The organism is Paenibacillus sp. LHD-38 (genome assembly GCF_031157315.1).
Lineage (GTDB): Bacteria > Bacillota > Bacilli > Paenibacillales > Paenibacillaceae > Pristimantibacillus.
Window position 1 is genome coordinate 62,445 of sequence record NZ_JAVIFU010000034.1, and the last position, 12,456, is coordinate 74,900.

Sequence of the window (12,456 nt, forward strand, 5' to 3'; positions counted from 1 at the left end):
TTACCGTGGTACGAGCCCTTGCCTGAATAAATGGCAGCGGCGTACCGAGTATCCTGTCGGTTTAGCTTGACAGGTGCTACAAGCGCAGAGTAAACTATCTCATGGGCTAAAGATTCGGTTAACAAATAATGCATACAATCGTGTACGACAGTTGCCGTCTAATCGAGGCAAAGGCGCGTCACGCGATGAAATATAAGCGCAGCATGACAGCAAACGTATGCTTGCTTATATTTTTATATATGCCAAAAAAGGAAAAGTGCCCCGTTGCTACGGGTGTCACTTTTTTTGTTTGTGAGGGATGGGTCTGTAGGATGCATTTCCACAAACTGGATGGAGGGGCGGAGTGTATCCGCATCCATGTTTATCGAGTAAATGGGCAAACCTAAACATTAACCATAGGAGCTTGGAGGGTATCATCACAGTGACCAAATATATATTTGTAACCGGCGGCGTAGTGTCGTCTTTGGGCAAAGGGATTACAGCAGCCTCGCTCGGCCGATTGCTGAAGAACAGGGGCCTCAAAGTAACGATTCAGAAGTTTGACCCTTACATCAACGTGGACCCGGGAACGATGAGTCCATACCAGCACGGTGAAGTATTCGTTACCGATGATGGTGCAGAAACGGATTTGGATCTAGGCCACTATGAACGGTTCATCGATATTAACCTTTCGAAGAACAATAATGTGACGTCCGGCAAAATCTATTCCAACGTAATTACCAAAGAACGCCGCGGCGACTACTTGGGTGGAACCGTTCAGGTTATTCCGCATATTACGAATGAAATCAAGGATCGTGTATTCCGCGCGGGCAAAGAAGCGGGATCAGATGTTGTCATTACAGAAATCGGCGGTACCGTAGGTGACATTGAGAGCTTGCCTTTCCTTGAAGCCATCCGTCAAATTAAGAGCGATATTGGACGCGACAATGTGATGTACATTCATGTTACGCTGATTCCTTATATCAAAGCTGCAGGCGAAGTGAAAACGAAGCCGACCCAGCACAGTGTTAAGGAATTGCGCAGCATCGGCATTCAGCCGAACGTCATTGTATGCCGTACGGAACATCCGCTTGCAGAAGATTTGAAACGCAAGATCGGTCTGTTCTGCGATATCGATGCAAATGCCGTTGTAGAGTGCCGCGATGCTTCCACGTTGTATGAGGTTCCTTTGATGCTTCGCGAAGAAGGTCTCGACGAAATTGTCGTTAACCATCTGAAGTTGAAAACCGAACAGCCGGATATGCGTGAATGGGAGGATCTGGTTAAACGCGTTAAATCGCTCCATAAGAAAACGGAGATCGCGATTGTAGGTAAATACGTTGCTCTGCACGATGCTTATCTAAGTATTGTGGAATCACTTGAACATGCGGGTATCGCTTCCGATTCAGAAGTGAAAATCCGCTGGCTGCATGCCGATGAGCTTACGGAAGAGAATGTGGATGAGCAGCTGCAAGGCGTTCACGGCATCCTTGTACCAGGCGGCTTCGGTGATCGCGGTATTGAAGGTAAGATTACGGCAATCAAATACGCTCGCGAGAAAAAAATTCCGTTTTTCGGTATCTGCTTAGGTATGCAGGTGGCTGTCATTGAATATGCTCGTAACGTTGCCGGACTTGCAGGCGCGAATAGCTCGGAAATTAATTCGTCCACGCCTTATCCGGTTATTGATTTGCTGCCGGATCAGAAGGACATTGAAGATATGGGCGGTACGATGCGTCTAGGACTGTATCCGTGCAAGCTGAAGTCCGGAACACTTGCTGAGCGGGAGTACGGAGACGAGCTTGTTTACGAGCGTCACCGTCATCGTTATGAATTTAACAATGAGTACCGTGAAACGATTGAATCAGCAGGTCTGACGATCTCCGGAACTTCGCCGGACGGACGTCTCGTGGAAATGGTGGAAATGGCTGACCACCCGTGGTTCTTGGCTGTTCAGTTCCACCCTGAGTTCACTTCTAGACCGAATCGTCCGCAGCCATTGTTCCGCGGATTCGTACAAGCTGCGCTTAACTATTCGGAGTAATTTTTCGCCATTTCTATCAATGGCATATTCTGTAACAACACCTGATAAGTTTTTCTCGTGGCGAGAAGGATTATATACCCACTTTAGCGAATATATTAACGATTATGGAAGAGTTGGCCATTTTTGTAGGTAAACTCAGTCGCGGGGGGATTTGGAGTTGGAAAAGAAGAAAGTATTGATCGTTGATGATCAGAACGGTATTCGCGTATTGCTAATGGAAGTGTTCAGCAGCGAGGGCTACAATACGTTCCAAGCGTCTAATGGCAAGCTGGCTTTGGAAATCGTGAAAAACGAAGCTCCTGATCTTGTGCTGCTGGATATGAAAATTCCTGGTATGGATGGTCTCGAAATATTGAAGCATGTAAAAGCGATCGATCGTAACATCAAAGTCATCATGATGACTGCTTACGGTGAACTCGATATGATCAAAGAAGCGACGGATCTCGGCGCGTTAATGCATTTTACGAAGCCATTCGACATCGACGAGATGCGGATCGCGGTAAATATGCAGCTGCGTGGCGGGAATTCCGCAAGCCGCTTCGCAATGGGCTCATAAATTTAGCTAATAAACGGCATCGTCAATTGTTCAAAGACGATGTCGTTTTTTTTCATTTCTTGGAAGTGGCAAAACAAGCTTTACTATTTCAAGTCCCAATATGTTATAATGGCTCAGAATGACAAGTTGGAAGAGCTTGAGCAAGATTGTTCCAAACGATGAACCCATTCGTTTGTCGACTACAGCTGGCGTAGGCAAAATCAATGTAAATATTGAAAACCAAGCGGCTTTGTACAATCCGCGCAAATACATGACGCCTGCTCGCATTGCGATGAAGGCTGTTATCTGTTACCCAAGAATAATCCGTTTGTTCGGAAGCAACAACCAAGCGTAATAACAGGAGCAAAGGAACCAAACCGCCTCAATTAGGGCAAGTGGGCTTAACACTCGCTTGCTTTGGCGGTTCTTCCTTTATTCTCTTCCAATCTACGGGAGGAAATATAATTAGATGGAGAAATTGATGATACGCGGCGGACGGCCGCTTCGCGGTACTGTTCAGATCAGCGGGGCCAAGAATAGCGCAGTTGCGCTTGTGCCTGCTGCCATATTAGCAGAATCAGAAGTTGTGCTGGATAATCTGCCGATTATAAGTGATGTAGCTGTTTACAGCGAAATTTTGCAAGAACTAGGTGCTGTCGTAAAGCGTGATGGCGATATGATGCACATTGATCCTTCGGAGCTTGTCTCTAAGGCAATGCCAAATGGTAAAGTAAAGCTGCTTCGAGCTTCGTATTATCTAATGGGCGCTATGCTTGGCAGATTTGGAGAAGCGACGATAGGCATGCCTGGCGGCTGCAATTTTGAGCCACGGCCGATTGACCAACATATTAAAGGGTTTGAAGCATTAGGCGCTACGGTAACCAATGATCACGGTTCGATTCGGATTTTTGCAAAAGAGCTGCGCGGCGCGAAAATTTATCTCGATGTATCAAGTGTAGGAGCTACAATTAATATTATGCTAGCGGCCTCCCGGGCCAAAGGATTAACGATTATTGAAAACGCGGCAAAAGAGCCTGAAATTATAGATGTAGCTACTCTCCTTAATGCCATGGGCGCAAAAATCAAAGGTGCTGGAACGGAGACGATTCGTATTGAAGGAGTCGACCGGCTTCACGGCTGCCGACATTCCATTATTCCTGATCGAATTCAAGCTGGTACGTACATGATTGCAGCTGCTGCAACACGCGGCGATGTCCTTATCGATAATGTTATTCCTAAACACTTAGAAGCCATGACGGCTAAACTGGAAGAGATGGGTGTTCAAGTCATTGAAATGGATGAATCCATCCGTATTATTGGCGGGCCTAAATATACTTCCATCGATGTGAAGGCACTTGTATATCCTGGATTCCCTACGGATCTTCAATCCCCAATGACGACCTTGCTTACGCAAGCAAACGGAGTCAGTATTTTAACGGATTACGTTTATGGTACCAGATTCAAGCATGTTCCAGAGCTCTCTCGTATGGGAGCTAACATTCGTGTTGAAGGCCGCTCGGCAGTAATTGAGGGCGGAAAGCTCAATGCCGCAAAAGTAAAGGCAGCTGATTTACGTGCAGGCGCTGCACTTGTCGTTGCCGCGCTTACTGTTGACGAAGGTGTTACCGAAATATCAGGTGTCGAATATATTGACCGAGGTTATGATAATTTAGTAGAAAATCTATGCCGGCTGGGTGCTGAAGTATGGCGTGAAACGGAAGCCTCATCATAAGGTAATAGGACGATGCAGACGCTGTGGAATAGACGGCGTCTAATTCGGCAATGCTGTTTAATCAGTCCTATGATTTTATTAGATATACAAAATCATAATGAAAATTGAATAAAGTGGTGAGAATATGACAGACCTTCAGATCGCGGATCTAGAAGAGATGAAGTTGACCGAGCTGTACAAATTAGCGAAGCAATTTCAAGTTCCCTATTACGGAACGCTTAAGAAGAAGGAATTAATTTTTGCCATTCTACGCTCACAGGCTGAGAAGAGCGGTCTTATGTTTATGGAAGGCGTGCTCGATATTCTGTCGGAAGGCTTTGGATTTTTACGGCCTATTAACTATCTGCCGAGCAAGGAAGATATTTATATTTCAGCATCGCAAATTCGCAGGTTTGATTTAAGAAGCGGTGATCTTGTATCCGGTAAATGCCGCCCGCCAAAAGAAAATGAGCGTTACTTTGGTTTGCTGCAGGTCAACGCCGTAAATGGCGAAAACCCTGAGACGGCTTCGGAACGACTACATTTTCCTGCGCTTACTCCTCTTTATCCAGAAAAGAAGCTGGTGCTTGAGACGACATCGTCGAAGCTTTCCACACGCATGATGGACTTGCTCGCTCCTGTAGGACTTGGACAACGCGGCCTAATCGTTGCTCCTCCGAAGACGGGTAAGACATTGCTGCTCAAAGAAATCGCCCACAGTATTTCAGAAAACCGTCCCGACATCAAATTGTTCGTCCTGCTCATCGATGAGCGTCCCGAGGAAGTTACGGATATGCAGCGATCTGTGAAAGGCGAGGTTATCGCATCTACATTTGATGAGCTGCCAGAAAACCATATTAAAGTAGCCGAGCTGGTGCTTGAAAGAGCGCTTCGTCTTGTTGAGCACAAGAAGGATGTTGTCATCTTGATGGATAGTATCACCCGTCTTGCGAGGGCGTATAACTTGGTTATTCCTCCATCTGGACGCACGCTTAGCGGCGGTATTGATCCTGCAGCGTTCCACCGTCCAAAACGGTTCTTTGGTTCGGCCCGTAATGTTGAAGAGGGCGGCAGCTTGACGATTCTTGCAACTGCATTGATCGAAACCGGCTCGCGTATGGATGATATCATTTATGAAGAATTTAAAGGTACCGGCAACATGGAACTTCATCTCGACCGCAAGCTTTCCGAGCGCCGTATTTTCCCTGCTCTCGATTTGCGCAGATCAGGCACGAGACGTGAAGAGATGCTACTGACGAAGGAAGAACTTGAGAAGGTTTGGGCCATCCGCAGAGGGATGACGGATACGCCGGACTATGTCGATAATTTCTTGAAAAAACTTAAAAACAGCGAGAATAACGAACAGTTTCTCATGTCTCTTGATACAACGGTAGAAGCGAAGCCGGAGCGGTCCGGTATTAAAAGCAGCACGACAACGACCAGCAGGCGCCCAACGCCAAGAACTACGCACGGTTCGTAAGACCGCAGGAAGGAGGACAACATGAATCTCGTATATGCGGATGAACAAGGAAATGTATTTGACCATCCCGACTTTATAGCCTTGGGCAGAAGCGGTGATATGATTGTGGAAATTATGGAGGAGGAATTGATTCCTCTTCCGAACGGGGCGACCTTAGTAAGCCTGCCCTTCACGAGGCCGATTGGACTTAACCCGGACACTGGCGAAATGCAAATGCTGCCCGGCGGCGCTCAAGCGGTGGGTGCCTTGCTGCCGCAAGGCTTTACCCGGCTATGCTTACCTGGTTATGTAAAGGCAGATAAGAACGAAAAATTGCCTCTTTTCGGCTATACGGCTGTCGTATGGAAAGATGGAAACTTCTATGTTACGGCAGAGCAATGTGATGATCCGGAGAGATGGGATCCGCTTAATTGCGACCGTGGCGAGTTAGGCATTCAAGTCGAGCGCTTGCTTGCCAAATACCCTGAGAACCGGCTTTATAAGCATCTCTCCAATTGTGCTTTGGGTTATGAGTGCTTGACCTCTTCTAACACCTTTCTAGGAAGATGGGAAGGAGCTGTCCCTGTATCCTACTCTTGTAATGCGGGCTGTTTTGGCTGTATTTCCGAGCAACCCGATGACAGCGGCTTTGTCGCTCCGCAGACACGGATGAACTTCAAGCCGACAGTCGATGAGGTTGTTGAAATTATGTTGGAGCATCTGCGCGAGCCGGAGTCGATCATTAGCTTTGGACAAGGCTGTGAAGGTGAACCTTCAACGCAAGCGAAAATTATTGTTGAGGCGATGCAGCGTGTGCGCAGTCAAACCTCGCTTGGTTATATTAACATTAATACGAACGCCGGCCTGACCGACTATATGCGCGCGATTGTCGATGCAGGTCTTAATCTTATGCGTGTCAGCACGATTAGTGCGCTCGATGATCACTATAATGCTTATTATAAACCTCGTGGTTATACATTGAAAAATGTTGAGAAGTCGTTGAAGTATGCGTCCGATAATGGAGTATATACTTCTATTAACTACTTGATTTTCCCTGGCGTTACCGACCGTGAGGAAGAAATCGAATCGATGATCGGTTTTGTGAAGCGTACGGGATTGAAGCTCATTCAAATGCGAAATCTGAATATCGATCCTGAAAGCTATTTGGCGATTATTCCAAAGGCGCAAGGCGAGATATATGGAATGAAGCAAATGCTTGAGATTTTCCGCGAGGAGCTTCCAGATGTTGTGATTGGCTCCTATACGCATGTTCCGCCGGCGGCCTTGCTTCGTTAAAGGCCCCATTTTCGGTAATTTAAGCTAATATTGACATATGAGCGATTATTCATTGCAACTGTAAAAGAGTTCATGCTATAATCCGAGATGTGTGATTTAACTCTGGGTCCGCATGCGATTCAGGGCAGAAAGAGGTGAACGAGATGAAACAAGCTATTCATCCGACATACCACATCATTACAGCAACTTGCGCTTGTGGAAATTCCTTCGAGACTGGTTCGATTAAACCGAGCCTTCGCGTAGAGGTTTGTTCCCAATGCCACCCATTCTACACGGGTAAGCAAAAGTTTCTGGATGCTGGCGGCCGCGTCGATCGTTTCAAGAAGAAATACGGTATTTAATCCAACAAATCGTTCCGCCTTTATTTGGCAGAATACAAGAGCCTCCCTCAGCCATCCTATTGGTTAGAAGGGAGGTTTTTTGATTGCAAAAGAAACCGTTCGATTTATCTAGACCACTGCATTTATGTCGAATTTTTATTACGGCGGTATGTGTTTTGGTCTTAGCCATAACACTGACTGCCTGTGGGAGTAACAAGCAGGACAAGATGAAAACCTATGGCCACGATGGATATATGGGGTACTCCAACAGCAATCCAAACTTGCCGAATCGCCATCAATACCTTAACTATAACGCGGACGGCAACATGATCGAACAAGTGCTGGAGCCCATTGCCGGCATTGAGCATACGCAAATTTATTTTAACGGAACAGATCTTCATGTGAACTTAGATGTAGATTCGTCCTTGTCCGATGGTCAGATTGAGCAGCTGCGCGCGAAGGCCCAATCTGTTGTACAGCATAATATGCCGAGGTACTCGGTTCATGTGGAAGTGAAAAGATAATCAGCAGTAATCCGTTTCCAATTCAATTGTACGAGTTGCGCTTTGCAACGGAATGGGCTATACTTATTTTTGCCGTGCTAGATGGGGAGGTAGCGGTGCCCTGTAACTCGCAATCCGCTGTAGCGAGGTTGAATTCCTACTTGAGGTTATGCTGATGTAGGGTCTGGCACTTGCGAGCAGTGTTGACAGTTGGGTCCTCCGCAATGGACGTTTGTGAACCCGGTCAGGTCCGGAAGGAAGCAGCCATAAGCAAATTAGTTCATGTGCCGGAGGAGTGCCTGACTCGAGCTGTAGTGCAAGGATGCCGCCTGGGTCGCATTTATCAGGAGTAGGTGCACGGTACTAAAAGATTTTTACCACCAATAACAAATGAAGCACCTGTTGACGCTGTTCGATAATTTTATCGGAAATAGCGGATGCAGGTGTTTTTGTGTATTGAACTTTATTTTAATAGAATGGGATTGGATCGGGCAAAAGAAAGTTTTGCTTGCTACACAGTTGTTGTATAATAAGGGTATAGCAATTTTTTTGTAACGAAAAGTCAACTTGAAAGGAAAGGTCTGCGTGTCACATATCGCTTTATACCGTGCCTGGCGTCCGCAGACGTTTCAGGACATGGTTGGACAACAGCATATTATTCAAACGCTGCAGAATTCCATTCGCGAACAACGCGTGTCGCATGCTTATCTTTTTAACGGGCCTCGGGGGACGGGAAAGACAAGCGCTGCAAAAATTTTGGCGAAAGCGGTTAACTGCGAACGCGGTCCGGATGAAGAGCCTTGTAATGAATGCGATGCTTGCATAGGAATTACTGCGGGACATATTATGGATGTAATCGAGATTGATGCTGCATCAAATCGCGGGATTGATGAGATACGTGATATTCGTGATAAAGTGCGATATGCACCTTCAGAAGTGCGGTTCAAAGTTTATATCATAGATGAAGTACATATGCTTACGGCTGAGGCATTCAATGCTTTGCTAAAGACATTGGAGGAGCCGCCGGGGCATGTGATTTTTATCTTGGCGACGACTGAACCGCATAAGCTGCCTGCTACGATTATTTCACGCTGTCAGCGTTTTGATTTCAGGCAGGTTTCGCTTGAAGAGCAAACCGAGCATTTGCTTAAGATTTGCCTAGAAGAGGGTATAGAGGCTGAGAAGGATGCAATTGCTTATATCGCAAGACTATCCGAAGGCGGTATGCGTGACGCGATAAGCTTGCTGGAGCAGGTTTCTGCCTTTGCCGGTAATCGCATCACTCTTGAAGCGGCGGTCGATGTGACTGGCGGAATGGCTGCTGATCATTTTTATCAGCTGGCCGAGGCCGTCAAGGATCGTAATGTATCAGCCGTTATGCCGCTCGTGGAAAGCTTGATGCAAGCAGGTAAAAGCGCGGACAAATGTATGGAAAACTTAATTTACTATTTCCGTGACTTGCTGGTTATGAAGCTTGCTCCGCAGGGCGGTGCGGTAACGGAACGCATCATAGATCCAGAACGCTTCAAAATGATGGCCGAAGCCTTTTCGCCTGCACGGTTGTTTGCGATGATTGATACGCTCAATCGTTATCAAGTGGAACTGAAGCATGCCTCGCAGCCGCAAACTTTGTTTGAGGTAGCTCTGATGAAGTTATGTACCCTGGGTGACGAACAAACGGCAGGCGGAGCGGCTTCCGCAAGCGCTGCTTCATCTCCTTCAAATGGTGCGCAATCTGCTGAGGTAGGACGATTGCGACAGCAGATTGAAGCGCTGGAGCGTAAGCTGGAGCAGGCCATTCAAAATGGCGTGGCCGGCGGAGGCCAAGCATCTCCAGCTGACCAAGCGGCCAGTAAGCAAGCTGCACGTACGAATGCGGTTCGTACCTCGTTCGGTGGTTCGGGCGGTATTGCAAGGTCATCCGTTAAGCTGGATCCGTATTTAGCGACAGCTGGAAGCCTGGAATTCAATCAGATCCGCATGAAATGGAATGATGTGCTGCAGGGCGTAAAGGATGCCAAAATAACCGTTCACGCCTGGTTGAAGGATGGAGAACCCGTTGCTTCTGCTGATGATGCAATCCTCGTCGCTTTTAAGAATACAATGCACCGTGAAACGACCGAAAAACCGGCAAATCGTGATATTATTGAAAAGGTAATGCATGACGTGCTTGGAGGTTCGTTCCGGATTGTAACGGTCATGCTGAAGGATTGGCAGGCCGCGGCACAAGGAGCCGACGCGCAGAAGAGTGAGACGCTTCAGCTTGAGCATGAGTCTTCTAATGCCCCTAACGCACCACAATCGTCAAGCAGGCCTGTATGGGTGGAAGAAGCCGTAAAGCTTTTTGGCGAAGATTTGGTAGTAGTAAAGGATAACGATTAAATACTAATGATGAGGTGAATGGAAATGAACAATATGAACCAAATGATGAAGCAAGTTAAGAAGATGCAGGATCAAATGATGAAGGCGCAAGAAGAGCTTGAAACAAAGACGGTTGAAGGAACTGCAGGCGGCGGCGTCGTAACTGTATCTGCTAACGGCCATAAGAAGCTTCTAAGCATTACAATTAAGCCTGAAGCGGTAGATCCGGAGGATGTAGAAATGCTGCAGGATCTCGTGCTTACTGCTGTCAACGATGCGCTTTCCAAAGTTGATGAGCTTGCGAACAAAGATATGGGTAAATTCACAGGCGGAATGAAAATTCCGGGATTGTTCTAAGAAGCAGCGTGCTTCCGTTTGAAAGGAGCTGTACCCAGTTTTGTATTACCCCGAACCGATAGCGAAATTAATTGATGCTTTTACGCGATTACCGGGTATTGGACCCAAAACGGCCGCCCGTCTGGCGTTTCATGTGCTTCGAATGAAAGAAGACGACGTCATTGATTTTGCGAAGGCGCTAGTAAGCGTTAAGCGCAATTTGTTCTATTGCTCGGTTTGCTGCAACATTACCGATACCGATCCATGTAGAATATGCCAGGATAAGTCTCGTGATAATTCCGTCATCTGCGTCGTTCAAGAATCGAAGGATTTAGTGGCCATTGAACGGATGAAGGATTTTCAAGGGCAATATCATGTTCTCCAAGGCGCAATCTCACCAATGGAAGGTATCGGGCCGGATGAAATTCGAATAGCAGAACTATTGCGAAGACTAAGTGATGAGCGTGTGCAGGAGCTTATATTGGCAACCAATCCGAACATTGAGGGCGAAGCGACAGCCATGTACTTATCGAGGCTTATTAAGCCATTTGGAATCCGTGTTACGCGTATTGCGCATGGGCTCCCGGTTGGCGGGGATCTTGAATATGCGGATGAAGTTACGTTATCGAAAGCGTTAGAAGGTCGAAGAGAAATCAATTAGGTTTCACTTATTTCAAAGCGGTAGATCGGGTCTATACTCGGTCTGCCGTTTTTTTGTTCCATTAAGACACGGCTGATCAAGATCTCGTTCTAATCCAATGTCCAAGCCTATACATATAGTAGAGAGCTGTGAATAGCCGGGACAAGCGGGAGGGGATAGGTTTGACCAGCAAACAACAAGCAACCTTGGGAAAACAGACCAAAGAAATGGACAATATCCGTATGGAAATAGCGGATGCTCATCGGGATTGGGAGAATGCCAACCGGTTTTTTAACACAGCTGTCGGCAAAGATCAAATTGATTATGCCATTTATTATTTGATTACAGCGGAGAAGAGATATGAGATGCTGCTTCGCATGGCAAAGCGTACGAGTGATAATTGGCCAGCCTGGGGAGGAATGAGTTTATGAAAGAGGTATGGTTATCCATCCTAATTGTATCTTCAGTTTTATTGGCTATCGTCCTCTTTAGAAGCAAGCTGTCTTGGGGCTTGCTTCGAAGCTTCGCTCTTCATCTTGTTTTAGCAGCGGGATTGTTGTACCTTTTGAATTATTCCGGGTTCGTGCCTGGGATGTATATTCCGCTCAATCCCGTCACAATTGGGACGGTGTTAACTTTAGGTGTTCCTGGAGTGGCCTTGATTGTTGGTCTTCAATGGGTAGTGGTTTAACGTTTTGTAAAAAGGTTTGGCTAAAAGGTTGACTCCTGCATCATTTATATGTTACATTATTTCTCGCGCCAAGAGTAAGTAAACAGGCTTCAAAAAAAGAAATAAAAAAAACACTTGCATTAACTTGGGCATCTGTGATATATTATAAAAGTCGCCAATGAGACACACGGCCGACACGAAAGAAAAGATTGCTCTTTGAAAACTGAACAACGAGTAATAACTGCCTCGTAAATCCTTCGGGATAAGCGAAAAAAGCGATAACAAAGTAATGAGCATTTCAAACACCAATTTGGAGAGTTTGATCCTGGCTCAGGACGAACGCTGGCGGCGTGCCTAATACATGCAAGTCGAGCGGATCTTGTCCTTCGGAACAAGGTTAGCGGCGGACGGGTGAGTAACACGTGGGTAACCTGCCTGTAAGACTGGGATAACATTCGGAAACGAATGCTAATACCGGATACACAGCTTGGTCGCATGACCGGGCTGGGAAAGATGGAGCAATCTATCACTTATAGATGGACCCGCGGCGCATTAGCTAGTTGGTGAGGTAACGGCTCACCAAGGCGACGATGCGTAGCCGA

The 12,456-nt window shown here is 46.7% G+C and carries 13 protein-coding genes, 1 rRNA gene and 1 other RNA gene; all 15 read left to right on the top strand.

Annotated features, from left to right (window positions below):
- Nucleotides 1-421 precede the first annotated feature (421 nt).
- The gene (locus RCO25_RS24235) at nt 422-2,023 is read left to right on the top strand and encodes a CTP synthase (protein ID WP_308998685.1); all 1,602 of its coding nucleotides are present in this window, start codon (nt 422-424) and stop codon (nt 2,021-2,023) included.
- 157 nt (nt 2,024-2,180) lie between these two features.
- On the top strand, nt 2,181-2,579 hold the full coding sequence (locus tag RCO25_RS24240; protein ID WP_308998686.1) for a response regulator: 399 nt from the start codon (nt 2,181-2,183) through the stop codon (nt 2,577-2,579).
- Between the two features lie 136 nt (nt 2,580-2,715).
- Nucleotides 2,716-2,913 (top strand): hypothetical protein, encoded by a 198-nt coding sequence (locus RCO25_RS24245; RefSeq protein ID WP_374992156.1) that lies wholly within the window; start codon nt 2,716-2,718, stop codon nt 2,911-2,913.
- 114 nt (nt 2,914-3,027) lie between these two features.
- On the top strand, nt 3,028-4,290 hold the full coding sequence (locus tag RCO25_RS24250) for a UDP-N-acetylglucosamine 1-carboxyvinyltransferase (protein WP_308998687.1): 1,263 nt from the start codon (nt 3,028-3,030) through the stop codon (nt 4,288-4,290).
- Between the two features lie 124 nt (nt 4,291-4,414).
- The gene (gene rho / locus RCO25_RS24255; RefSeq protein ID WP_308998688.1) at nt 4,415-5,749 is read left to right on the top strand and encodes a transcription termination factor Rho; all 1,335 of its coding nucleotides are present in this window, start codon (nt 4,415-4,417) and stop codon (nt 5,747-5,749) included.
- Between the two features lie 21 nt (nt 5,750-5,770).
- Nucleotides 5,771-7,024, top strand: coding sequence for a radical SAM family protein (locus RCO25_RS24260; protein ID WP_308998689.1), 1,254 nt, complete (start codon nt 5,771-5,773; stop codon nt 7,022-7,024).
- A 143-nt stretch (nt 7,025-7,167) separates the two neighbouring features.
- A complete protein-coding gene (rpmE, locus tag RCO25_RS24265; RefSeq protein WP_053373265.1) occupies nt 7,168-7,365 on the top strand; it encodes a 50S ribosomal protein L31 in 198 nt (65 codons plus the stop codon).
- A gap of 83 nt (nt 7,366-7,448) precedes the next feature.
- The gene (locus RCO25_RS24270; protein WP_308998690.1) at nt 7,449-7,868 is read left to right on the top strand and encodes a hypothetical protein; all 420 of its coding nucleotides are present in this window, start codon (nt 7,449-7,451) and stop codon (nt 7,866-7,868) included.
- Nucleotides 7,869-7,940: 72 nt separating this feature from the next.
- An RNA gene (gene ffs / locus RCO25_RS24275) (signal recognition particle sRNA large type) lies at nt 7,941-8,208 on the top strand.
- Nucleotides 8,209-8,432: 224 nt separating this feature from the next.
- The gene (dnaX, locus tag RCO25_RS24280; RefSeq protein ID WP_308998691.1) at nt 8,433-10,229 is read left to right on the top strand and encodes a DNA polymerase III subunit gamma/tau; all 1,797 of its coding nucleotides are present in this window, start codon (nt 8,433-8,435) and stop codon (nt 10,227-10,229) included.
- Nucleotides 10,230-10,253: 24 nt separating this feature from the next.
- Complete coding sequence (locus RCO25_RS24285) at nt 10,254-10,565, top strand: YbaB/EbfC family nucleoid-associated protein (protein WP_053373263.1); 312 nt, start codon at nt 10,254-10,256, stop codon at nt 10,563-10,565.
- A 40-nt stretch (nt 10,566-10,605) separates the two neighbouring features.
- A complete protein-coding gene (gene recR, locus RCO25_RS24290) occupies nt 10,606-11,205 on the top strand; it encodes a recombination mediator RecR (RefSeq protein ID WP_053373262.1) in 600 nt (199 codons plus the stop codon).
- Between the two features lie 161 nt (nt 11,206-11,366).
- Nucleotides 11,367-11,615 carry a DUF2508 family protein gene (locus RCO25_RS24295; RefSeq protein ID WP_308998692.1) on the top strand — a complete coding sequence of 83 codons (249 nt, stop codon included), beginning with the start codon at nt 11,367-11,369 and terminating at the stop codon, nt 11,613-11,615.
- Complete coding sequence (locus RCO25_RS24300; RefSeq protein WP_308998693.1) at nt 11,612-11,875, top strand: pro-sigmaK processing inhibitor BofA family protein; 264 nt, start codon at nt 11,612-11,614, stop codon at nt 11,873-11,875. Before RCO25_RS24295 ends, RCO25_RS24300 begins: the two co-directional genes overlap by 4 nt.
- Nucleotides 11,876-12,161: 286 nt before the next feature.
- A 16S ribosomal RNA gene (locus RCO25_RS24305) occupies nt 12,162-12,456 on the top strand; the annotation flags it as partial.

Excerpts from the sequence above, each read along its gene's own strand:
- RCO25_RS24250 (WP_308998687.1), top strand. The coding sequence starts at position 3,028 with ATGGAGAAATTGATGATACGCGGCGGACGGCCGCTTCGCGGTACTGTT.
- rho (WP_308998688.1), top strand. The coding sequence starts at position 4,415 with ATGACAGACCTTCAGATCGCGGATCTAGAAGAGATGAAGTTGACCGAG.
- RCO25_RS24260 (WP_308998689.1), top strand. The coding sequence starts at position 5,771 with ATGAATCTCGTATATGCGGATGAACAAGGAAATGTATTTGACCATCCC.
- rpmE (WP_053373265.1), top strand. The coding sequence starts at position 7,168 with ATGAAACAAGCTATTCATCCGACATACCACATCATTACAGCAACTTGC.
- RCO25_RS24285 (WP_053373263.1), top strand. The coding sequence starts at position 10,254 with ATGAACAATATGAACCAAATGATGAAGCAAGTTAAGAAGATGCAGGAT.
- RCO25_RS24300 (WP_308998693.1), top strand. The coding sequence starts at position 11,612 with ATGAAAGAGGTATGGTTATCCATCCTAATTGTATCTTCAGTTTTATTG.